Consider the following 22,433-nt stretch of genomic DNA (forward strand, 5'->3'; position numbering starts at 1 on the left):
CCGGCGCGGACGCCGAGGGCGCGCAGGGCGTCCACCTGGTCCTGCATGAGGGCGATCAGCGGGGAGACCACCACGCCGGTGCCGGGCCGGACCAGCCCCGCCGCTGAGCGGGGCGCACGGCCGTGTGTACCGCGGTCCGGTGCCGCCTGGTCCGCCGGGGTCCGGGGGATCAGGCCATGTCGAAGGCGGCCGGGTCCGGCCCCAGGCGCCGGTCCTCGTTCAGGGCGCTGATCGCCGCGAGGTCCTCGTCGTCCAGGCTGAAGTCGAACACCTCGATGTTCTCCTTGATCCGGGACGGCGTCACCGACTTCGGGATGACGATGTTGCCGAGCTGCACGTGCCAGCGCAGCACGACCTGGGCCGGGGTGCGGTCGTGCTTCCGCGCGATCGCCACCACCGCCGGCACCTCCAGCAGGCCCTTGCCCTGGCCGAGCGGCGACCAGGCCTCGGTGGCGATGCCCCGCTCGGCGTGGAAGTCACGGGCGGCCTGCTGCTGGAGATGCGGGTGCAGCTCGATCTGGTTGACGGCCGGGACGACGGCGGTCTCGGAGATCAGCCGGCGCAGGTGCTCGGGCAGGAAGTTGGACACGCCGATGGCGCGCGCCCGGCCGTCCGCGTGCAGCTTCTCGAACGCCTTGTACGTGTCGATGTACTTGTCCCGGGAGGGCAGCGGCCAGTGGATCAGGTACAGGTCGACGTAGTCGAGACCCAGCTTCTCCAGCGACGCGTCGAAGGCGCGCAGCGTGGAGTCGTACCCCTGGTCGCTGTTCCAGAGCTTGGTGGTGACGAAGACGTCCTCACGGGGCAGGCCGGAGGCGGCGATGGCCTTGCCGGTGCCTTCTTCGTTGCCGTAGATCGCCGCGGTGTCGATACTGCGGTACCCGGCCTCGAGCGCCGTGGTGACGGCCCGCTCGGCCTCGTCGTCCGGCACCTGCCAGACGCCGAAACCCAGCTGGGGCATCTCGACGCCGTTGTTGAGGATGATCGGGGGGACCTTGCTGCTCACGAGCCTCTTGATCCTTCGTTTGTCGACAGGGGGTACTGACATGCTCAACGATCACGGGCCGCCATGCATTCCTGACCACGCGATCCGATCTCCTCCATGCCGCACGTCACACCCGGAGCGGCTCCTCACGCCCGGTACAGCGCCTCGACCTCACGTTCGTACGCCTTCTCGATCGCCTTGCGCTTCAGCTTCAGCGACGGCGTCAGCAGGCCGTGCTCCTCGGTGAACGGCTGGGCGAGTATGCGGAAGGTGCGGATCGACTCGGCCTGGGAGACCAGGGTGTTCGCGGCGACCACCGCCCGCCGCACCTCGGCCTCCAGGTCCGCGTCGCGCACCAGCTCGGCCGGGGCCGGTCTCGGCTTGTTGCGCATCTGGAGCCAGTGGGCGACCGCCTCCTGGTCGAGCGTGACCAGGGCGGCGATGTAAGGGCGGTCGTTGCCGACGACGATGCACTGGCTGACCAGCGGGTGGTCGCGGACCCGTTCCTCCAGCGCGCCCGGGGAGACGCTCTTGCCGCCGGAGGTCACCAGGATCTCCTTCTTGCGGCCGGTGATGGTCAGATAGCCGTCCGCGTCCAGGGAACCCAGGTCCCCGGTGGCCAGCCAGCCGTCGTGCAGGGTCTCGTCGGTGGCCTTCTGGTTGTTGAGGTAGCCCTGGAAGACGTTGCCGCCGTGCAGCCAGATCTCCCCGTCGTCGGCGATGTGCACGGTGACGCCCGGAACGGCCTGCCCCACGGTGCCGTAGCGGGTGCGCTCGGGCGGATTGGCGGTCGCCGCGGCCGTCGACTCGGTCAGGCCGTAGCCCTCGTAGATCTGCACGCCCGCGCCCGCGAAGAACAGTCCCAGCCGGCGGTCCATCGCCGATCCGCCGGACATCGCGTTGCGCAGCCGGCCGCCCATCGCGGCGCGGATCTTCGCGTACACCAGCTTGTCGTACAGCTGGTGCTGCATCCGCAGTCCCGCCGACGGGCCGGGCCCGGTGCCCCAGGCCTTGGCCTCGACGGCCTCCGCGTAGTGCACGGCGATGTCGACGGCCTTCTCGAACGCCCCGGCCCGGCCGTCCTTCTCGGCCTTGCGGCGAGCCGAGGCGAACACCTTCTCGAAGATGTAGGGGACCGCGAGGATGAACGTCGGACGGAACGCGGCCAGGTCGGGCAGCAGGGCGGCGGCGTTCAGCTGCGGCTGGTGCCCGAAGCGGACCCGGCCGCGGATCGCGGCGACCTCCACCATCCGCCCGAAGACGTGCGCCAGCGGCAGGAACAGGAGGGTCGACGCCTCGTCGCCCTTCTTCGAGTGGAACACCGGCTCCCACCGCCGGATGACGGTGTCCGCCTCGAACATGAAGTTGCCGTGCGAGAGGACGCAGCCCTTGGGGCGGCCGGTGGTGCCCGAGGTGTAGATGACCGTGGCGACCGAGTCCGGCGTGACGGCCTGCCGGTGCCGGTGCACGATCTCGTCCTCCAGGTGGGCCCCGGCGTCGTACAGCTCCTGCACGCAGCCGGCGTCCAGCTGCCACAGCTCACGCAGCCGCGGCAGCCGGCCGATGACCGTGGCGATGGTCATGGCGTGGTCCTCGTGCTCGACGACCGCGGCGGAGACCTCGGCGTCGTGCAGCATCCAGAAGCACTGTTCGGCCGAGGACGTCGGATAGACGGGCACCACCTGGGCGCCGATCGTCCACAGGGCGAAGTCGAACAGGGTCCACTCGTAGCGGGTGCGGGACATGATCGCGACGCGGTCGCCGAACCGGACGCCACGGGCGAGGAGGCCCTTGGCGAGCGCCATGACCTCGTCGCGGAACCCGGCGGCGGTCACGTCCCGCCACTGCCCGGAGGCGTCCTTGCGGCCGAGGGCGATGTGCAGCGGGTCGGTCACCGCGTGCTCGAAGACGGCATCCGCCAGACCGCCGACCGGCACCGGCGACTCCAGCGGCGGGTTGGTGAACTCGCGCAACCTCGCTCCCTGTGTCTCGCGCCTCAGTGACGTTGGCCGGCACACCGCCGTCAGGCCGTGAAAGCTACCCCACCCGCCCGGCATGCGGGAGGGGTACGGAAAGGTAGCAAACCTCACGTTCTCCCCGGCCGGGGGTCGTGAAATGCCCGCACATGGGTAGGGGCCGGACACAATACTGACGGGTCAGTAAGTTTCGGTACCGTAATCTCCACCGAATCTGTACGGGCCGGTTACGGCCCCCCGCGCGCCCGGGCGCCCCGGGCCGGGCCTCAGCGGCCCCGGAGCCGGATTTCGGCAGCCGGAGGGCCGGGTTCTTATGTCCGGGGGGCGGGCTTGAGCGGCCGGGGGCCGGCTTCGGCGGCCGGGGGTCGGGGTTGGGTGGCCCGGGAACTCGCGGTGTGTGGCCGTCCCGGGCCGGGCGTGCGTCCTGAGCGGCGGAGGGTGGGCCTGGGTGGCCGGGGGCTGAGGTTGGGCGGCCCGGGAGCCTGAGGCTCCTGACCGTCCCGCGCCGGGCGTGCGTCCGGGGGCCGGCCCCCACCTGGTGTTTGCGCCACCCCCGGCCGCCCCCCGGCCGCTGTCCTTCCCGCGTCCCTCGGCCGCATCGCGTCCTGTGTCCGTTCCGCGCGCCGTGACCGTGCCGCGCGTCCTGGCTGCTCCGTGCCTGGCCGTCCCCCGCCTACTGCCCTACCCGCGTCCTGGGTCCTACCGGCCCCTCGGCTGCCCCGCGTCTCTCGGCTGCCCCGCGCCCCTCGGCCTACCCGCGCCTCTTGGCCCCCCGAGCCCCGTGGGCCACCCCGCGCCTCTTGGCCCCCCGAGCCCCGTGGGCCACCCCGCGCCCCGTGGCCGCCCGGGGCGTCGGGCCGGCCTGTGTCCGCGACACCGCCGGGCTGTACGGCTGCCTGAGCGGACCGCTGGGCCGCCTCGACGGCGTCCAGCACGTCGAGACGATCCCGTTCCCGCGCCGCGTCAAGCAGCTCACGTACCCCTTGCCCCGCTGACGCGGAGTCCCGCCCGGCCCTCCCGTCATCCGCCCCGCCGCCGGAGTCGCTCCCCGCCCGCCAGGACCGCCGCCGCCAGGGCGTCCGCGGCGCCCTCGGTCGCGCCGCGGCGGCTGCCGTGGACGAGGACGAAGTCCACCTTTCCCAGTTCGGGCAGGCCGGAGCGTTCGGGCAGGCGGAACAGGCCGGGCGGGATCAGCCGCCGGGAGTGGGCCATCACACCGAGGCCGGCCCGGGCCGCGGCGATGAGCCCGTTGAGGCTGCCGCTGGTGCACGCGATCCGCCACTGCCGGCCCTGCCGCTCCAGCACCTCCAGCGCCCGGGCCCGGGTGAGGCCGGGCGGCGGGTACACGATCAGCGGGACCGGCCGGTCGGGGTCCAGGCGCAGCCGTTCGGCGCCGATCCACACCAGGTCGTCGCGCCAGACCAGCGTGCCGCGGGAATCCTCCGGCCGCCGCTTGGCCAGCACCAGGTCCAGCTTCCCGGCGGCCAGCCGCTCGTGCAGGGTGCCGGACAGCTCCACCGTCAGCTCCAGGTCGACCTCCGGGTGGTCGTAGCGGAAGGCCTCCAGGATCTCGGGCAGCCGGGTCAGGACGAAGTCCTCCGAGGCGCCGAAGCGCAGCCGGCCACGCACGCGCGTGCCGGTGAAGAACGCGGTCGCCTGCTCGTGCACGGCCAGGATCCGGCGGGCGAACCCCAGCATCGCCTCGCCGTCCTCGGTCACCTCCACCGCGTGCGTGTCCCGCGAGAACAGCTGCCGGCCGGCCGCGTCCTCCAGCCGGCGGACATGCTGGCTGACCGTGGACTGGCGCAGCCCCAGCCGCCGGGCCGCCTGGGTGAAGCTCAGCGTCTGGGCGACCGCCAGGAAGGTGCGCAGCTGCGTCGGTTCGTACACACCCCGAGCCTAGCCCGGTCATCGCGGTTCATGATGACTGTCAGCACGGTGTGCGGGTTTCCCGATCGGCCGCGGGCGGGGCACGATGGTGGAGGGGCCCCGCGGGCCCGGGACCGCACGACACACGCACAGCACACCGGAGCACTGTGAATCGCCTGCGCTGGCCGGCTCGGATGCCGATCGACCCGTACATCGTGCTGCTGCTCGGGACGGTGGGCCTCGCCGCGCTGTTCCCGGCCGTCGGCACCGGCGCGGACGTCGCCTCGGGGGCCTCCACAGCCGCGATCGCCTTCCTGTTCTTCCTCTACGGCGCCCGGCTGTCCACCCGGGAGGCGCTGGCCGGACTCACCCACTGGCGGTTCCACCTCACCGTCCTGGCCTGCACCTTCGTCATCTTCCCGGTGTTCGGGCTCGCCGCGCGCGGGCTCGTGCCGGCCGTGCTGACCCAGCCGCTCTACCAGGGCCTGCTGTTCCTGACACTGGTGCCGTCCACGATCCAGTCGTCGATCGCGTTCACCTCGATAGCCCGCGGCAACGTGCCCGCGGCGATCTGCGCCGGCTCCTTCTCCTCCCTCGCCGGCATCGTGCTCACCCCGCTGCTCGTGGCGGGGCTGCTCGGCGGCGAGGCCGGGTTCTCCGCCGACTCGCTGGTGAAGATCGTGGGCCAGCTCCTGGTGCCGTTCCTCGCCGGGCAGCTGCTGCGGCGCTGGATCGGGGACTTCGTCGCCCGGCACAAGAGGGTCCTCGGACTCGTCGACCGCGGCTCCATCCTGCTGGTCGTCTACACCGCGTTCAGCGAGGGCGTGAACCAGGGTGTCTGGCACCAGGTCAGCGCCGTACGGCTGGCCGGTCTGCTGGCCGTGGAGGCCGTCCTGCTGGCCGTGATGCTGGCCCTGACCTGGTACGGCGGCCGGGCGCTCGGTTTCGGCCGGGAGGACCGGATCGCCCTCCAGTTCGCCGGGTCGAAGAAGTCCCTCGCCTCGGGACTGCCCATGGCCAGCGTCCTGTTCGGTGCCCACGCCTCCCTGGCCGTGCTGCCGCTGATGCTGTTCCACCAGATGCAGCTGATGGTGTGCGCCGTCATCGCCAAACGCCGGGCCCGCGATCCGCAGGCGAGCACGGACCCGGCCGGGGAGTCAGCCGCGCACGGCGTCCAGGGGCAGCCACAGGACCGTGTCCCGCGCTGACCGCAGCACCCGGGGATCCGCCAGCTCGGCGTCGGTCAGCGCCCGGTCCCAGACGCGCACCTCGTCCAGCGCGCCGGTGAAGTAGGCGCGGCCGTCCATGCGCTGACCGAGGTGGACGCCGAAGGGGGAGTTGCGGCTGACGGAACCCGGTGGGCCGGCGACGTCCGACCGGGTGCCGTCCACCGACAGCGACAGCCGGCCGGCGCCCCGGCGGAGCACGGCGTGGTGCCACTGGCCGTCGTTGTACGCGGTGTCCGTGCGCACGTACGCGGTCTGCGGCGCACCGGCACCGTCCCGTACGGTCACCAGCCCCTGGAGGCGGTGGTTCGCCGGTTCGCCGCGCAGCCACACCTGCGGCTGGCCGGTGCCGATGCCGCCCATCCACAGCATCGGCTGCTCCCCGGCCGTCACCGTGTACCGGAACCACAGCGACGCCGTGAAGTCCTGCTCGTCCAGGGGAAGTTCCGGGCGGTAGGGCAGGCGTACGGCGTCGTCGGCGCCGTCGAACTCAAGCGCGCCCCCGGACACCCCGTCCGTCTCCTGCGCGCCGCCGAGCACCGCGGCCGGGCGGGCGTAGTGGGCGCGGTCGGCGGTGACCGGGTCGGGATCGCGGCGCGGCGCGAGCCAGTCCTCGGTGAAGCGGGCGAAACGGATCTCGTCCCGCGCGTCCACCGCGCCGCCCTCGTACAGCAGACCGACCGTGCCGGAGTCGGCCCGCACCAGATCGGAGTAGCCGGACCAGTCCGGGGTGACCACCGTGCCGCGGTCCACCGTGTCCCAGGTCCGGCCGCCGTCGTAGGAGGAGCGGATCATCATCGTGCGGCGCCGGTCGGGGTCGGCGGGGCAGGCGAGCAGCAGGCGGTCGCCCAGACGCAGCAGCGAGCCCTGCACCTGCGGGGTGTACAGGCCGGGCAGGGCGCGGAACGGCGCGGTGAAGCTGCTCCCGCCGTCACGGCTGACGGCCTGCGTGCGGTGGCCGAGGTCGGTGCCGTCCTGCTCCCGGCCGCTGACCAGCACCGAACCGTCCCCGCGTTCGGCGAGCGTCAGTTCGGAGGGCTTCTGCCGGAAGGTCCCGTCGGCGGCGACGGGCCAGGTGTCGGTGGCGCCGATCCGCCAGTGCTCCCCGTGGTCGTCGCTGACGATCAGCGCCGCGTGGTTGGCGCTGACCCTGCCGCCGTCCCAGGTCTCGGTGTTGACCCCGAACACCAGGCGCCCCGCGTACCGCCCGCGGGTGAGCTGGATGCCGTGCACCGGCCCGGTCGCGTACCAGGAGTTCCAGTCGGCGGGCAGGATCTCCGGGCTCAGGTCACGCGCGGGCGACCACGTCCGGCCGGTGTCGTCGCTGTACCGCAGATGGGGGGTGCGATCGCACGGCACCGAGCAACTGGCGCTGTCCGTACGACCCGTGTTGTACGTCTCCGCCAGCCAGATGCGTCCGGTCGAACGGTCCACGACCGGCGCGGGATTGCCGTGGGTGTCGCCGGCCCCCTCGTCGACCACCTGCAACGGACCCCAACTGCGCCCGCCGTCGGTGGACCGCTTGAGCACGATGTCGATGTCGGCCGCGTCCCCGCAGTTGAGGACCCGGCCCTCGGCGAACGCCAGCAGTGTGCCGTCGGCCGCCCGCACGACCGCCGGGATACGGAAGCACGCGTACCCCGGGTCCTGGGAGGCCCGGAACAGCACCTGCTGCTCGAACTCCGGGGGACCGCCGGCCGGCCGGGCCTGCGCCGGGTGGGCCGGGAGGAGCGGTGTCAGCAGCGCGCCCGTGGTGAGGACGGCGGTGGCCAGTGCGGATCTGAGACGGGCGGATCTGAGACGGGCGCGAAGACCTGACGGCACGGAGCGACCTGCCCTTCCTCAGCCGGACGACTGGACATCCGGACATCCCACGTCCAACGTGCGTCCCCTCGAAGGTAGTTGGGGACGCAGCGCCTCACAAGGAGCGTGCGGGCACTTACGGGCGCAGGACGACCTTGCCGAGGTTGGCCCGGGTGGTGATCACCTCGTGCGCCTTCGCCGCGTCCTCCAGGGCGAACTCCCCGTGCACGGCGGGCCGTACGGCACCCTCCGTGTACAGCCGCCACAGCTCCCGCCGCCAACGCTCGTACACCTCCGGCCGGTTGCGGGCGATCAGCGCCATCTGGAACCCGATCACCGACTTGGCGCCCACCAGCAGGTCGTACGCCCGGACGGTGCCGCCGCCGGAGCTGTACGCGACCAGTCGGCCGTGCGGGGCGAGCGCGGCGAGGGCGGGGGTGAGCAGGTCACCGCCCACAGCGTCCAGCGCGCAGTCGACGGGTTCGCCCCACCCGTCGTCGCCGTACCGGACGCAGTCGTCCGCGCCCAGCGACCGGACGAACGCCGCCTTCCCCGGCCCGGACACCGCCCCCACTACCCGGGTCGCGCCCCGCGCCCGCGCCAGCTGCACCGCGAGGTGCCCGACCCCGCTCGCCGCCGCCGTCACGAGGACGGACTCCCCGGGCGTGAGCCGTGCCGCATCCAGGGCCCCGAGCGCCACCAGACCGCTGCGCACCAGCGCGACCGCCGTCACCGCGTCCGCGCCGTCCGGTACCGGTGAGGTCATGTCCTCGCGCAGGACGGCGAAATCGGCGTACCCGTACCCGAAGCACAGACCGGTCACCCGGTCGCCGGACCGGAACCGGGTCACGCCCCGGCCGGCCGCGACCACCTCGCCGGCGATCTCCCCGCCCAGCGCGATCGGCTCCGCGGCCTCGGTGACCTTGCGGACCGTCGGCAGGGTGACGCCGACGGCCGCGCAGCGCACCAGCAGCTCCCCGGGGCCGGGCTCGGGCACGGGGACCTCCTCCAGGAACAGGGGGCCGCCGGCGGACTCGTACCGGACACGACGCATCGCACCTCCATGGCCGGGTGGGGACGCCCGGCGAGATCGTTGGGAAGACCTATGAATTCGTGGGGAGCCCCAACGATAGGGAAGGCTCGTTGGGATGTCCAATGATTCTTGGGCTAGGCTTCCGGCATGGCCGAAGCACCTCTGCCCGCGATCCGCTCCCTCCCCAGCTGGCTGCTCGGCCGGGCCGCCGCGCGGGGCCGCGCCCTGGTCGCCGACGCCCTCGCCGCCGAGGGTCTGCGGATGTGGCACCACGTCATCCTGTCCGCCGTCCGCGACCTCGCCCCCGTCGCCCAGGCCGACCTCGGCCGCGCCGTGAGCCTCGACCCCAAGGACGTCGTCGGCATCCTGAACGACCTCCAGTCCACCGGCCTGGTCGACCGCGCCCCCGACCCCCGCGACCGGCGCAAGAACGCCGTCACCCTCACCGAGGACGGCGCGCGTCTCCTCGTACGCTGCGAAAAGGCCGCCCGCGAGGCCAACGACGCCCTGCTCGCCCCGCTGACGGCCGCCGAACGCGAGCAGTTCACGGGCCTGCTGGTCCGGGTCTCCGGCACGGACGGCTGACGGCGGCGGCTGGCGGCGGCGACGGGGCGCCGGCGAACGGAGGCGGTGGCGAACGCGGGGGTCGGTGAACGCGGGCATCGGCTAACGCGGGGACCGGCGAACGCGGGCATCGGATACGTGAGGACCGGCGAACGCAGGGGTCGGCGAACGCGCGCGCCGACGGGCCGGTCCGCTCACCGGACCGGCACCGGGAGCATGGTCAGCCCTGGGTGGCGGCCTCGGTCTCCCGGCGCTCCCGCTCCTGGCCCTCCCGCTCCGGGCTCTCCCGCAGGACGACGCGGTCCTCGCCCGCGTACACGTTCATCGAGTTGCCCCGAAGGAAGCCGACCAGCGTCAGGCCGGTCTCCGCCGCCAGGTCCACCGCCAGCGAGGACGGCGCCGACACCGCCGCCAGCACCGGGATGCCCGCCATCACCGCCTTCTGCGCCAGCTCGAACGAGGCGCGGCCCGACACCATGAGGATCGTCCGGGACAGCGGCAGCCCACCGTGCTGGAGCGCCCGGCCGACCAGCTTGTCGACCGCGTTGTGCCGGCCCACGTCCTCCCGGGTGTCCAGCAGCTCGCCGTCCTCGCCGAACAGGGCCGCCGCGTGCAGGCCGCCGGTCCGGTCGAACACGCGCTGCGCCGCGCGCAGCCGGTCGGGAAGGGCCGCCAGCAGCTCGGGCGTGACCCGCAGCGGGGGAGTGTCGGCGATCGGCCAGCGCGTGGTCGTACGGACCGCGTCCAGGCTGGCCTTGCCGCACAGCCCGCACGAGGACGAGGTGTAGACGTTCCGCTCCAGACTGAAGTCCGGGAGCGTGACGCCCGGCGCGGTCCTCACGTCGACCACGTTGTAGGTGTTCGCACCGCCGTCCCCGGTGGCCCCCGCGCAGTAGACGATGTTCTGGAGGTCGGCTGCCGTGGCCAGGACGCCCTCGCTCACCAGGAACCCCGCCGCCAGCGCGAAGTCGTCGCCCGGGGTGCGCATGGTGATGGCGAGCGGCTTGCCGTTCAGCCGGATCTCCAGCGGCTCCTCGGCGACCAGCGTGTCCGGCCGGGCGGACACCGCCCCGTCCCGGATGCGGAGGACCCTGCGTCGTTCCGTGACTCGTCCCATGTTCTGATCAGCCCCGGGTTCGGTACGTGGTGGCCGGAACGGCCCTTGATGCAGCCGTGGGTCACCCGGCCGTCGTACGGCGAGGCGACCTTCACCGTCTCATTGTCCTGCACACGGACGCTGAGCGTGCGGCCCGCTTCCGGTACCCCGGTACCCCCAGGCGGGCCGGCGAAAAAGCTGCCGCCCGGGCGCCCGCGGTGTGTGATCGTGCGGACCATGGGCAACTCACGGGCATACCCCGTCCTCCGTTCCACCGCCAAGACGGTCGCATACCGGCAGGCCAGGCTACTCGCGGACCTCCTGACGGCGCGGCGCGAGGACCGGGTGCACCTCACGGCCGACCTGGAGACGGCCGAGGATGTGCGCCGGATGGCCGGGGTCCTGCCCGGCGCCCGGTTCGAGCACGCGGAGACCCGGACCGATCCGGCCACGGGCGCGTACCTCTCCTTCGCTCTCCACGTCGCGACGGCGGACGAGGCCGCGCTCCGCCCGGGGCTGCCCCTGCACGTCTGGGCGAGTGTGCCGTGGGGAACCGTCGAGGACCGCTTCGTCGCGGCCCTCGGCCGGGGCAGGGCCGGCATCGGCCGGCACGGCGCCTGGCCGGACGACCCGGACGCCGACCGTCCGGGCCTCGCCGGATACGACGGCGTCCAGATCCTGTTCCACTGCGACGACGCCGACGGCGAACGGTGGTCCGGCCGGCACACCGTCTTCGTCCACACGACGAAGTGGGGCGACCCGCCCGCGCCGCCGCGCTCGCCGCGCACATCGGCGGCACGGTGCTCGGCGAGGCGCGCACCGGATGGTGAGGCGGCGCGCTCGCGCGCACGTCCGGCGCTCCGGGCCGGAGCGTACGACCGACGGCCTGACCGGAGCGTACGACCTGCGCCCTGACCGGAGCGTACGACCTACGCTCTGACCGGAGCCGACAATCCCGACACCCGATTCCTGTGGCTTCACCTGCCGTCGTACCCGTGAGTCACTGCTCAGACTGAAGGATCCCGCTACCCGGCAACGAGGGGATCCCCTGCATGAACGGCTCGCGCATCGCCGCCATCGGTCACTACCAGCCCGCCAAGGTGCTCACCAACGACGATCTGGCAGGCATGGTCGACACCGGTGACGAGTGGATCCGCAGCCGGGTGGGCATCCGCACCCGGCACATCGCCGGCCCCGACGAACCCGTCGACGAACTCGCCGCGCACGCCGCCGCCAAGGCGCTCGCCGCGGCCGGCCTGGCGCCGCACGACATCGACCTGGTCCTCGTCGCCACCTCCACCGCGATCGACCGCTCCCCGAACACGGCCGCCCGCGTCGCAGCCCGGCTCGGCATCCCGCGGCCCGCCGCGATGGACGTGAACGTGGTGTGCGCCGGGTTCACCCACGCGCTGGCCACCGCCGACCACACCGTCCGGGCCGGCGCGGCCACCCGCGCCCTGGTCGTCGGCGCCGACAAGATGTCCGACGTCACCGACTGGACCGACCGGAGCACCTGCGTCCTCGTCGGCGACGGCGCCGGGGCCGCCGTGGTGGAGGCCTGCCGGCCGGGGGAGGAGCCCGGGATCGGGCCCGTGCTGTGGGGGTCGGTGCCGGAGATGGGGCACGCTGTACGCATCGAGGGCACGCCGCCGCGGTTCGCCCAGGAGGGGCAGAGCGTCTACCGCTGGGCCACCACCCGCCTGCCGGCCATCGCCCGCCAGGCCTGCGAGAAGGCCGGGATGGCACCCGCCGATCTCGCCGGGGTCGTCCTGCACCAGGCCAACCTGCGGATCATCGAGCCGCTGGCCGCGAAGATCGGCGCCGTCAACGCGGTGGTCGCCCGCGATGTCACCGAGTCCGGGAACACGTCGGCCGCCAGCATCCCGCTCGCCTTCTCCAAGCTGGTCGAACAGGGAGCGCTGCGCACCGGCGACCCGGTGCTGCTGTTCGGCTTCGGCGGCAACCTGTCGTACGCCGGGCAGGTCGTACGCTGCCCGTGAGACCCCGGAGCCCCGGCTCCCCCCGTCACTCTCACCTGTCGTACACGCGCTCTCGCACACGGTGCACGGCCGTCGGCCCACCGGCTCCCGGGCCGCCCCGGACACCGCCCGGCGTGCGGTTACGCAGGTGAAACGCACTCCGAAACCTTGGTATTGTTGTCCATGTCGCCGCGGGGAACACACCCACGTGGCGGCGGACACCTCGTCCGGGTGGCGGAATGGCAGACGCGCTAGCTTGAGGTGCTAGTGCCCTTTATCGGGCGTGGGGGTTCAAGTCCCCCCTCGGACACCAGCAGAGACCCCAGTTGATCTGGGGTTTTTCTGTTCATCAGGCTGTGGCGTGACCAGCCACGTGACCAACAGCCGAACGCATCTCCTGGTCGGACCAGGGGGCAGGCCGGTACGGCTGTCACTGGAAGCGGCCGGCTTCTTCGCTCCCTCGGCGGTCGGGCAGGAACTCCAGTCCCGGTTGGATCCACTCGCCCGGACCCCGCAAGCGGACGGCATCCGACTGGAACTTCTCCGCTCACCCCGGACCGCCCCGGAACAGGTGGGCGAACTCCGGTGAGCGCCTCCGCGCGGGCAGAAGGTCGAGTGCTTGGCGGTCTGGAACGAGCCGAGCTCCTCGGGGAGGTCCCGGGCGAGCTGGTGCGGTACTTCCATGCGATGGCGTGTGCGGAGGTGGTCGGCCCACCGTCGTCCGCGGACCGGATCGGCCGGCGCCAGCGGATCGATCCCGTCCCACATCGCATCAGTGATCACTGACCGGACAGACACATCCGATCGACTGACCGACCCGTCGGAGAGACGCACGCTCTAGCGCGCCACGCGGTAGCGGAGGTAGACGACTTTCGAGCTGAAGGTGCGGGTTTCGAGGAGTTCGAGGTCCACCCGGCGCTCGCGCCGGGGGAAGAACGGAATGCCACCGCCGACCAGCAGCGGGCAGACCCTGGCCCGGTACTCGTCGATCAGACCCGACGCGGCCGCCTCGGCGGCGAGGGTCGCGCCGCCGATCGCGATGTCGCCCTCCCCGGGCTCGGCCCGCAACCGCTCGATCTCCTCCGCCAGGCCGCCGGAGACCAGGCGGGCACTGCCCCGCACCGCCGACAGCGTGGTGGAGAAGACCACCTTCGGGAGCGGCTTCCAGATCGCGGCCCACTTCAGCATCGACTCGTCGAGCGAGGGATCCAGGTCGGCGGTCTCCCAGTACAGCATCGTCTCGTACAGTCGCCGTCCCATCAGGTGGACGCCGACCTCTCGCATCTGGTCGGTGACGAAGCGGAAGACCTCCCCGTCGGGTGCCGCCCAGTCGAAGCCGCCGTCCGGCCCGACGATGTAGCCGTCCAGCGAGACGTTCATCGAGTAAGTCACGGTGCGCATCGGCAGTCCTCCTCGTAACGGGTTCGACAGTATGTCGGCCACCGGCAGACGGCAGTCGTCGGACGAGAGAGTGACAGTACTTATATAAGTACTGTTATGGTGTGCCGCATGGCCGACACCCACCCGTCCGACCCGACGCAGCGGAGCCTCTGGCGGCCTCTGCGGCTGCTCCAGGCGTCGATGGACGCCGACATCGCCCGCATCTACTCCGAACAGCAGATCGACGGGCTCAAGCCCAGCTTCGTCATGGAGCTGCTTCGGCTCCACGCCTGCGGTCCCATGACCATCGCGGAATTGGCCGAGTCGGTTCAGCGCACGCATTCGGCGCTCAGCCAGAAAGTCGCCGCCATGCGTAGGGCCGGCTGGGTCCGGACCGTCGTGGGCGACGACGCGCGGACCAGGAAGGTGACGCTCACCGACGAGGCTCGCCGCGTCGTCGGTCGCCTGGCGGCGGAATGGCGGGCCACCGAGGCCGCCCTCGCCGACCTGGAGGCCGAGATCCCCTACCCGCTCTCCCAGGTCGTCACCGACATCGAGCGTGCTCTCGAGCGCAAGAGTCTCCACGACCGGATCGCCGAGAAGCTGGCCGAGGATCCCGCGTGACGTACCGGCACGCACTGATCGACGTGACTCCGCTTCGGTCCTCGCCTGCGTTCCGGCGGCTGTGGGCCGGGCAGGCTCTGTCCGTTCTCGGCGGCCAGATGACGCTGGTCGCCGTGCTGTTCCAGGTCTGGCAGACGACGAAGAGCACCACGTGGTCGGGCGCCGTCGGGTTGGCGCAGGCGATTCCGCTCGTCGTGCTCGGACTGTTCGCCGGGTCGCTCGTCGACCGAGTGGACGGGCGGCGGTTCTACCTGCTCACCACCAGCGGGCAAGCCCTGTGTTCGTGTCTCCTCGCCCTTCAGGCATGGGTCGGACACCTGCCTGCCGCCGGTGTGCTGGGACTGCTCGCCCTCCAGTCCTGCTTCGCCGCCGGCGGTGGCCCGGCCTCACGCACCTTCATTGCGCACCTTCTGCCCAAGGAGCAACTGGCCGCGGGACTGGCGCTGAGACGCATCGCCTTCCAGAGCGCCATGCTGATCGGTCCCGCGCTGGCCGGACTCGTCGCGGGCGGGCCGGGAACGGGCGCCTGCTACCTGATCGACGCCCTGACGTTCGCCGCATCCTTCTACGGCGCCTTCGGTCTGCCGAGGACGGGTCCCGGCGACGAGCCCGCGCGGCCCGGCCTGCGCGGAGTGCTGGACGGCCTGGCCTTCCTGGGCCGCACTCCCGTCATTCGCGGCGCCCTGCTCACCGACCTGGCCACCACCGTCCTGTCGATGCCCATCAGCCTGTTCCCCCTGGTCAACGCCGAGCGGTTCGGCGGCGATCCGCGCACTCTCGGCCTGTTCCTCACGGCCCTCGCCGTCGGCGGGGTCGCCGCCTCCCTCTTCTCCGGGACCTTCACCAGGAGCGCCCGCCCCGGCCTCGTCATGCTCGCCGGATCCGCCACCTGGGGCGCCGCGTTGACGCTGTTCGGCCTGGCATCCGACCCATGGGCCGCTCTCGCCTTCCTCGTCCTGGCCGGTGCCGCCGACACCGTCTCCGTCGTCTCCCGCAGCACCGTCGTCCAGACGCACACTCCCCACGCACTGCTCGGCCGCGTCAGCGCGGCCGAACAGATCGTCGGGCAAGCCGGACCCGACCTCGGCAACATGCGCGGCGGCCTGGTCGCGGGCGCCACCTCGGGAACGGCGGCCCTCGTCAGCGGTGGCCTGCTCTGCCTCGGCGCCCTGGCCGCGGTGGGCGCCACCACGGCGGACCTGCGCGGCCGGGGCGCCGTCCGCGTCGCCCCACCGCTTCCGGGCCCGGAAAACCGTGTGCCCCGGCCGGACCGTCCTGCCTAGACTCGCCACCGATCCGGCGTCGCCCCGTAGTGGGCCGCCGGGGTGATCGCCGTGTCGAGTGAGGGGAGCCGGGCCGTGTGTGAGCGCACCGCCGTCGTCGCTTCCCGTTCCCGGTACGAGGTGATCCTCGTATCCTCGTCGGGCCGGTGCCCGCTGCGCGGCCGGCACCGGATCCCGTGACGCCCCGCTGACCTCGCCCCGCCGCCGCGGCCATGTGCCGGACGCGGCCCGCAGGCCGGCGCACTTCCGGGCGCACGGGTGATCGCGCTGCCCCACTTCACCCTCCGAAAGGCATCGGGCCGTGCGTACGACCACCAACCCTCTCGCCGCTGTCCGCAATCTCGGCATCCTCGCCCACGTCGACGCGGGCAAGACCACCGTCACCGAGCGCATCCTGTTCGCGACGGGCACCACCCACAAGCGGGGCGAGGTGCACGACGGCACCACCGTCACGGACTTCGATCCGCAGGAACGCGACCGCGGCATCACCATCTTCGCCGCCGCGGTGAGCTGTGCGTGGGACGGCCACCGCATCAACCTGATCGACACCCCCGGACACGTCGACTTCGCCGACGAGGTCGAGCGGTCGCTGCGCGTCCTGGACGGGGCCGTCGCCGTGTTCGACGCCGTCGCCGGGGTCGAGCCGCAGAGCGAGTCGGTGTGGCGGCAGGCCGACCGGCACGGCGTGCCGAGGATCGCGTTCGTCAACAAACTGGACCGCGCGGGCGCCGACCTCGACCGCGCCGTCGGCTCCATCCGGGAACGGCTCCATCCCGCCCCGCTGGTGGTGCAACTGCCGGTCGGCGCCGAGGGCGGCTTCACCGGTGTGGTGGACCTGGTACGTATGCGGTCCCTGGTCTGGGACGACGGCGAAGGCCCGGCCGTGGAAGGGGCGGTGCCCGAGGCGTTGCGGGAGGAGGCGGTACGGCGGCGGCGCGCGCTGGAGGAGGCGGTCGCGGAACGGCACCCGGTGGCCCTGGAGGAGTTCTGCGACCGCGGGACCCTCTCTGCCGTGACCCTCACCGCGGCCCTGCGCGACCTGACCCGCAGCGGGGACGGCGTGGTCGTGCTGTGCGGTTCCGCCTACCGCAACCGTGGCATCGAACCCCTGCTGGACGCGGTGGTGGCCTACCTGCCCTCACCGCTGGACGTACCCGCCGTACGCGGTGTGCGCGACGGTGCCGGACAGCGGCGGGCCGCCGATCCCGGACTGCCGTTCGCGGGGCTGGTGTTCAAGGTGAACGCGGGCGCCACCGGGCGTCTGGCCTATGTGCGGGTCTACTCGGGCACGCTGGAGAAGGGGGACACCGTGTGGGACGCGGGCGCCGGACGCGCGGAGCGGGTGGCGCGCATCCTGCGGGTCATGGCGGACCGGCACGTCCAGCTCGACCGGGCGGTCGCCGGTGACATCGTCGCGGTCGCGGGCGTGAAGTCGGCCCGGCCCGGCGCCACACTGTGCGACCCCGGGGCGCCGCTGCTGCTGGAACCGACCGTGGCCGCCGATCCCGTGGTGTCCGTGGCGGTCGAGGCACGGCGGAGCACGGACACCGGCCGGCTCGCCACGGCGCTGGCCCGGCTCGCCGAGGAGGATCCCTCCCTGGTGGTGCGCACCGACGCCGAGACCGGGCAGACCGTGCTCTCGGGAAGGGGCGAACTCCATCTGGAGGTCGCGGTGGAGAGGATCCGCCGTGACGGCGGGCCGGAGGTCACCGTGGGCCGGCCGCGGGTCTCGTACCGGGAGACGGTGAGCGGGGGAGTACGCGGGTTCGTGTACCGGCACGTCAAACAGGACGGCGGGGCGGGGCAGTTCGCGCATGTCGTCCTGAACGTGGAGCCGCTCGGGCCCGACGCGGGTGTCACCGGTTTCGTCTTCCGGTCGGCCGTGACCGGCGGCCGGGTGCCGCAGGAGTACGTCCGCGCGGTGGAGGCCGGCTGCCGGGACGCCCTCACCGAGGGGCCGCTCGGCGGGCACCCGGTGACCGGGCTGTGCGTCACGCTCACCGACGGCTCCACGCACGTGAAGGACTCGTCCGACACGGCCTTCCGCACCGCCGGCCGGCTCGGTCTCCGCGCGGCGCTGCGGGCCTGTACGGCCGTCCTGCTGGAACCGGTCGCCGAGGTCACGGTGACCGTGCCGGAGGACGCGGTCGGCGGGGTCCTCGGCGACCTGGCCGCACGGCGCGGCCGGGTCGGCGGCTCGCAGGTCCGTGGGGGCGCGGCCGTCCTTACCGCGACCGTGCCGCTGGCCGAACTGTTCGGCTACGCCACCCGGTTGCGCAGCCGTACCCAGGGCCGGGGCACGTTCACCACCCGGCCCGCCGGTTACGCACCGGCACCGGTGACGACACCCGCACGGTGACCACCGCACCGGTCCACCACACCGGCGGGGTGACCACGGTGGCCCCGGGGTGACCGCCGCACCCGTGGGGTGACCGCGTCCCCGTCGCCGGCCCGCACCCGGCACCGCTCACGGTGTGCCGGGCGCGGGGCGGGCGGGGCGGACGGATCGGGGGCAGGACAGCCCGGTGGCCGGGGGCCGTCGTGCGCCACGGACAGCCGCTGCACACGGCACGTGGTCGGCGAGGGATGGGGCCGGGGGGCCGGGGGCGAACGGCCGGCCGGGCGGGAGCGGGTGGCGAACCTGCCGGCCCCGGCCCCGGCCCCACCCCGCCCTGTCTCTCACCGCGTCCGGCGACGGGCGGAGCCGGGCGGCCGGAGGGTGAACGGTCGGCCGACGGGAGCGGTGGCGAGCCCTCCTGCCCCGGCCCCCACCCCACCCCACCCCACCCCCATCTACACCCACCCCGCCCTACACCAACCGGCTCTCCAAGCTCGCCCGCCATGGCGGTGGCGCCGCCCGGCGTACGGCGGGGTGGAACCGGTGTCCGCCGCGGGCGAGGAACGCGGCCAGGGGGAGGACCGCCGCGCCGACCGTGACCGCGTCCGGGCCGAGGTGGCCCAGTTGGATGCGGCTGCGGCCCGCGGGGAAGCGCAGGGCCTGGGTGAGGGCGTGGGCGCGGACCTCCTCCAGGAAGGTGGTGCCGAGCTGGAGGCCCGCCCAGCCGCCGACGAGGACCCGTTCGGGGTGGAAGAGGTTGATGAGGTCGGACAGGCCCGCACCGAGGTACCGGGCGGTCTCATCGAGCACCGCCGCCGCCACCGGGTCGGGCTCCGCCCCGTCGTCCGGGCGGGCCGCGGCCAGCAGTTCGGTCAGCGCCCGCTCCTCGCCGGCCCCGGCCGACGGCCGCCCGCCGGCCTCCCGCCAGCGCGCCACCAGCGCCTCCGCGCCCGCGTACGCCTCCAGGCAGCCCCGCGCCCCGCACCGGCACCGGCGCCCGCCGACCCGCAGTGTCAGGTGCCCCCACTCCACCGCCCGGCCCTGCTCCGCGTCCTCGGTGACCACACAGGCGCCGACCCCCGAACCGAAGAGCACCACCACGGCGTTGCGGGCGCCGCGCCCCGCGCCGAACCACATCTCGGCCTGCCCCAGCGTCTTGGCGCCGTTGTCGATGAAGCAGGGCACCTGCGCGGGGAGTTCGCCGCTCAGCCGGAGCAGCCGCTCCAGGGGAACCGCGTCCCAGCCGATGGTCTGCCCGTGGACGACCGCGCCGTCCTCCCCGGTGTCCTCGATGATGCCGGGGACGCCGATGCCGACGCCGAGCAGCTCGCCGGGGGCGCCCTCGGCCACCCGCAGCACCTCGCTGATCCCCTGACGGACGTGGTCGACGACGGCGTCGACGGCGTAACCGCGCGGCCCCAAGGGTCGTTCCGCGCGCGCCAGTTCGGTGAGGCCCAGGTCGAACAGCTCGACGCGGACCCGGGTCTCTCCGATGTCGACCCCGATCAGCCGTCCGCTGTCCGGCCGTACGCGCAGCAGCCGGCGTGGCCGGCCCGCGTCCGCGCCGACCACGCCCGCCTCCTCCAGCAGGCCGTCGGCCAGCAGCTCGGCCACGACGTTGCTGACGGAGCCCGAACTGAGCCCCGTCGCCGGTCCCAGCGCGTACCGGCTCATGGGCCCGTCGAAATACAACCGTTGCAGAACGGCGCTGCGGCTCTCCCGCCGCAGGTCACGCACCGTACGACCGCGCCGTCCCGCCACCTGGCCTCCCTGTTTCGCGTCTTTTTCGGGCCCGCGGGGCCGGCCGTCGCTGCCGCATCCCTTGACGAGCGTTTCTCCCGAGGGTTTAACTCACGTCCTAAATTAAGCCATGAGGGGCTCGGGGTGCCGGACGGGGTGCCGATCGCCGCGAGCCGCCCTGTGGGTTCGACTCCCGGAAAGGGACACCAGGAGCCATGCGCAGCATCCGAGCCGCGGCCGTAGGCGCCGTCACCATGTCTCTCGCCCTCGCGGCCACGGCCTGCGGGGGCGGTTCGTCCAGCGGCGGGGGCTCCGGCGACTCGCCGAAGACGCTCACCTACTGGGCCACCAACCAGGGCGCCAGCATCGCCGTCGACCAGAAGGTCCTCCAGCCCGAACTCGACAAGTTCCAGAAGCAGTCCGGCATCAAGGTGAAGCTGGAGGTCGTGCCCTGGTCCGACCTGCTCAACCGGATCCTGACCGCGACCACCTCGGGCCAGGGCCCGGACGTACTCAACATCGGCAACACCTGGAGCGCCTCCCTCCAGGCCACGGGCGCGCTGCTGCCGTGGAACGACGGGAACTTCTCGAAGATCGGCGGCAGGGACCGGTTCGTGGACTCCGCGCTCGGCTCCACGGGCGTGCAGGGCAAGGACCCGGCCGCCGTACCGCTGTACTCGATGGCGTACGCGCTCTACTACAACAAGCGGATCTTCGCCGACGCGGGTATCGCCAAGCCCCCGGCCACCTGGGACGAACTGATCGCCGACGGCAAGAAGATCGAGGCCAAGGGCAAGTCCGCGATCGGCGCCGAGGGCGCCAACCTGTCGGAGAACATCCACCACGTCTTCGTCTTCGCCAAGCAGCACGGCGCCGACTTCTTCACCCCCGAGGGCAAGCCCGACTTCACCGGTCCCAAGGTGGTCGACGCGGTCAAGCAGTACGTCGACCTGATGGCCAAGGACAAGATCATCCCCACCGGTGACGCGGAGTACGCGCAGAACCAGTCCGTCAGCGACTTCGCCAAGGGCAAGCAGGCCATGCTGCTGTGGCAGACCGCCGCCGCCAACCTCAAGAGCCAGGGCATGAGCGAGGACGCCTACGGCGTCGCCCCCGTGCCCGTGCGGTCCGGCGCCCCCGGCACCGGCGCCCAGATCAACTCGATGGTCGCCGGCATCAACATCGCCGTCTTCAAGAACAGCCACAACCTCGACGGCGCCACGAAGTTCGTGAAGTTCATGACCGGCGACGCCGAGCAGAAGATCCTCAACAAGGCCTACACCACCATCCCGCCGGTCAAGAGCGCCCAGGCCGACCCGGCGTTCGACGCCCCGGCCACCGCCGTGCTCAAGCAGACCCTCGCCACCAGCGCCGCCGCGCTGCCGCAGGTCGCGTCGGAGTCGCAGTTCGAGACGGCGGTCGGTACGGCCGTGAAGGACCTGTTCGCCGATGCCGCCGCCGGACGCGCGGTCACCACCGACTCCGTCCGGGCGAAGCTGGAGAAGGCCCAGCAGCAGATGCCGGCGGCCTGAACGCGATGACCACGACCACCACCGCACGCAAGGAACCGGTGCGGCCGATCTCCCCCGGTGCGGCGCGCGTCCCGCGCCGCACCGGGCGGATCCGCCGCGTCTCACTGCCGTACCTGCTCCTGCTGCCCGCCCTGGTTCTCGAACTCCTCGTCCACCTGGTGCCGATGGTCATCGGCATCGTGATGAGCTTCAAGGAACTCACCCAGTTCTACATCCGCGACTGGGGCAGCGCCCCCTGGTCCGGCCTCGGCAACTACCGCATGTCGGTGGACTTCGACGCCCCCGTCGGCGAGGCCCTGCTGCACTCGTTCCTCGTCACCGTCGGCTTCACCCTGGCGTCGGTCGGGCTGTGCTGGCTGACCGGCACCGCCGCCGCGGTCTTCATGCAGGGCGCCTTCCGGGGCCGGGGCCTGCTGCGCGCCCTGTTCCTGGTGCCGTACGCGCTGCCCGTCTACGCGGCCGTCATCACCTGGGTGTTCATGTTCCAGCACGACAACGGCCTGGTGAACCACGTCCTGCACGACCAGCTGCACGTCACCGGCAAGCCGTCGTTCTGGCTCATCGGCGACAACAGCTTCTACGCCCTGCTGACGGTGTCCGTGTGGAAGGGCTGGCCGTTCGCCTTCCTCATCGTGACGGCCGGCCTCCAGAACATCCCCGGCGAGCTGTACGAGGCCGCCGCCCTCGACGGCGCGGGCGTCTGGCAGCAGATCCGCCGCATCACCCTGCCGTCGCTGCGCCCGGTCAACCAGGTGCTGGTGCTGGTGCTGTTCCTGTGGACGTTCAACGACTTCAACACGCCGTACGTGCTGTTCGGCAGGTCCGCCCCGGCGTCCGCCGACCTGATCTCGGTCCACATCTACCAGGCCTCCTTCGTCACCTGGAACTTCGGCACCGGATCGGCCATGTCCGTCCTGCTGCTGCTGTTCCTGCTCGTCGTGACGGGCGGCTACCTCCTGCTCACCTCGCGCGGACGGAGGGCCGCCGATGTCTAGCCCGAACTCG

Annotated in this window: 17 protein-coding genes, 1 tRNA gene and 3 pseudogenes; 11 read left to right on the plus strand and 10 right to left on the minus strand. The window is 72.7% G+C overall.

Going from position 1 to position 22,433, the window contains the following annotated elements:
* Nucleotides 1–169 precede the first annotated feature (169 nt).
* Together AB0F03_RS33755 and AB0F03_RS33760 are read right to left on the minus strand one after the other, a co-directional pair.
* A complete protein-coding gene (locus AB0F03_RS33755) occupies nucleotides 170–1,006 on the minus strand; it encodes an aldo/keto reductase (protein ID WP_361999200.1) in 837 nt (278 codons plus the stop codon).
* A gap of 125 nt (nucleotides 1,007–1,131) precedes the next feature.
* On the minus strand, nucleotides 1,132–2,958 hold the full coding sequence (locus AB0F03_RS33760) for an AMP-dependent synthetase/ligase (protein WP_361999203.1): 1,827 nt from the start codon (nucleotides 2,956–2,958) through the stop codon (nucleotides 1,132–1,134).
* An 869-nt stretch (nucleotides 2,959–3,827) separates the two neighbouring features.
* On the opposite strand from AB0F03_RS33760, the pseudogene AB0F03_RS33765 reads away from it, so the two are divergent.
* Nucleotides 3,828–3,956, plus strand: a pseudogene (locus tag AB0F03_RS33765) (AsnC family protein); the annotation flags it as partial.
* Nucleotides 3,957–3,981: 25 nt separating this feature from the next.
* On the opposite strand, the gene AB0F03_RS33770 reads toward AB0F03_RS33765, so the two are convergent.
* Nucleotides 3,982–4,851, minus strand: coding sequence for a LysR substrate-binding domain-containing protein (locus AB0F03_RS33770; protein ID WP_361999206.1), 870 nt, complete (start codon nucleotides 4,849–4,851; stop codon nucleotides 3,982–3,984).
* Nucleotides 4,852–5,024: 173 nt separating this feature from the next.
* Between AB0F03_RS33770 and AB0F03_RS33775 the strand changes: the two genes are divergently transcribed.
* Nucleotides 5,025–6,038, plus strand: coding sequence for a bile acid:sodium symporter family protein (locus tag AB0F03_RS33775; protein ID WP_361999209.1), 1,014 nt, complete (start codon nucleotides 5,025–5,027; stop codon nucleotides 6,036–6,038).
* On the opposite strand, the gene AB0F03_RS33780 is transcribed toward AB0F03_RS33775, so the two are convergent.
* Nucleotides 5,988–7,880: a sialidase family protein gene (locus tag AB0F03_RS33780; RefSeq protein WP_361999211.1), complete on the minus strand. Its 1,893-nt coding sequence runs from the start codon at nucleotides 7,878–7,880 to the stop codon at nucleotides 5,988–5,990. The two genes, AB0F03_RS33775 and AB0F03_RS33780, sit on opposite strands and share 51 nt — an antisense overlap.
* Before the next feature lie 115 nt (nucleotides 7,881–7,995).
* Nucleotides 7,996–8,913, minus strand: a complete 918-nt coding sequence (locus AB0F03_RS33785) for a zinc-binding dehydrogenase (protein ID WP_361999214.1) — start codon at nucleotides 8,911–8,913, stop codon at nucleotides 7,996–7,998.
* A gap of 126 nt (nucleotides 8,914–9,039) precedes the next feature.
* On the opposite strand from AB0F03_RS33785, the gene AB0F03_RS33790 reads away from it, so the two are divergent.
* Nucleotides 9,040–9,477 (plus strand): MarR family transcriptional regulator, encoded by a 438-nt coding sequence (locus tag AB0F03_RS33790; protein ID WP_361999217.1) that lies wholly within the window; start codon nucleotides 9,040–9,042, stop codon nucleotides 9,475–9,477.
* Between the two features lie 199 nt (nucleotides 9,478–9,676).
* Here AB0F03_RS33790 and fdhD read toward each other — a convergent pair whose 3' ends face one another.
* Together fdhD and AB0F03_RS33800 are read right to left on the minus strand one after the other, a co-directional pair.
* Nucleotides 9,677–10,573, minus strand: a complete 897-nt coding sequence (gene fdhD / locus AB0F03_RS33795; protein WP_361999220.1) for a formate dehydrogenase accessory sulfurtransferase FdhD — start codon at nucleotides 10,571–10,573, stop codon at nucleotides 9,677–9,679.
* 17 nt (nucleotides 10,574–10,590) lie between these two features.
* A pseudogene (locus AB0F03_RS33800) lies at nucleotides 10,591–10,698 on the minus strand (Fe-S-binding domain-containing protein); the annotation flags it as partial.
* A gap of 91 nt (nucleotides 10,699–10,789) precedes the next feature.
* Between AB0F03_RS33800 and AB0F03_RS33805 the strand changes: the two are divergent.
* From AB0F03_RS33805 to AB0F03_RS33815, 3 genes are all read left to right on the plus strand, one after another.
* Complete coding sequence (locus AB0F03_RS33805; RefSeq protein WP_361999223.1) at nucleotides 10,790–11,467, plus strand: hypothetical protein; 678 nt, start codon at nucleotides 10,790–10,792, stop codon at nucleotides 11,465–11,467.
* 137 nt (nucleotides 11,468–11,604) lie between these two features.
* Nucleotides 11,605–12,552: a beta-ketoacyl-ACP synthase III gene (locus AB0F03_RS33810; RefSeq protein WP_361999226.1), complete on the plus strand. Its 948-nt coding sequence runs from the start codon at nucleotides 11,605–11,607 to the stop codon at nucleotides 12,550–12,552.
* A 204-nt stretch (nucleotides 12,553–12,756) separates the two neighbouring features.
* Nucleotides 12,757–12,844: transfer RNA gene (locus AB0F03_RS33815), tRNA-Leu, on the plus strand.
* Nucleotides 12,845–13,152: 308 nt separating this feature from the next.
* On the opposite strand, the pseudogene AB0F03_RS33820 reads toward AB0F03_RS33815, so the two are convergent.
* Both AB0F03_RS33820 and AB0F03_RS33825 read right to left on the minus strand, forming a co-directional pair.
* Nucleotides 13,153–13,329: pseudogene (locus AB0F03_RS33820) on the minus strand (IS5/IS1182 family transposase); the annotation flags it as partial.
* A 39-nt stretch (nucleotides 13,330–13,368) separates the two neighbouring features.
* Nucleotides 13,369–13,932: a dihydrofolate reductase family protein gene (locus AB0F03_RS33825; protein ID WP_361999228.1), complete on the minus strand. Its 564-nt coding sequence runs from the start codon at nucleotides 13,930–13,932 to the stop codon at nucleotides 13,369–13,371.
* Nucleotides 13,933–14,040: 108 nt separating this feature from the next.
* Between AB0F03_RS33825 and AB0F03_RS33830 the strand changes: the two genes are divergently transcribed.
* The 3 genes from AB0F03_RS33830 (at nucleotide 14,041) to fusA (ending at nucleotide 18,177) form a co-directional block, all read left to right on the plus strand.
* A complete protein-coding gene (locus tag AB0F03_RS33830) occupies nucleotides 14,041–14,535 on the plus strand; it encodes a MarR family transcriptional regulator (RefSeq protein ID WP_361999230.1) in 495 nt (164 codons plus the stop codon).
* Nucleotides 14,532–15,818, plus strand: a complete 1,287-nt coding sequence (locus AB0F03_RS33835; protein WP_361999232.1) for an MFS transporter — start codon at nucleotides 14,532–14,534, stop codon at nucleotides 15,816–15,818. The genes AB0F03_RS33830 and AB0F03_RS33835 overlap by 4 nt, the downstream gene beginning before the upstream one ends.
* Nucleotides 15,819–16,119: 301 nt before the next feature.
* Nucleotides 16,120–18,177 carry an elongation factor G gene (gene fusA / locus AB0F03_RS33840; RefSeq protein WP_361999234.1) on the plus strand — a complete coding sequence of 686 codons (2,058 nt, stop codon included), beginning with the start codon at nucleotides 16,120–16,122 and terminating at the stop codon, nucleotides 18,175–18,177.
* 450 nt (nucleotides 18,178–18,627) lie between these two features.
* Here fusA and AB0F03_RS33845 read toward each other — a convergent pair whose 3' ends face one another.
* Entirely contained in the window at nucleotides 18,628–19,917 is a 1,290-nt protein-coding gene (locus tag AB0F03_RS33845; protein WP_361999236.1) for an ROK family protein, read from the minus strand.
* Between the two features lie 194 nt (nucleotides 19,918–20,111).
* On the opposite strand from AB0F03_RS33845, the gene AB0F03_RS33850 reads away from it, so the two are divergent.
* Complete coding sequence (locus tag AB0F03_RS33850) at nucleotides 20,112–21,428, plus strand: sugar ABC transporter substrate-binding protein (protein ID WP_361999237.1); 1,317 nt, start codon at nucleotides 20,112–20,114, stop codon at nucleotides 21,426–21,428.
* A gap of 5 nt (nucleotides 21,429–21,433) precedes the next feature.
* A complete protein-coding gene (locus tag AB0F03_RS33855) occupies nucleotides 21,434–22,423 on the plus strand; it encodes a sugar ABC transporter permease (protein WP_361999239.1) in 990 nt (329 codons plus the stop codon).
* Nucleotides 22,424–22,433: the final 10 nt, after the last annotated feature.

Source organism: Streptomyces sp. NPDC028722 (genome assembly GCF_040637655.1).
Taxonomy (GTDB): domain Bacteria; phylum Actinomycetota; class Actinomycetes; order Streptomycetales; family Streptomycetaceae; genus Streptomyces.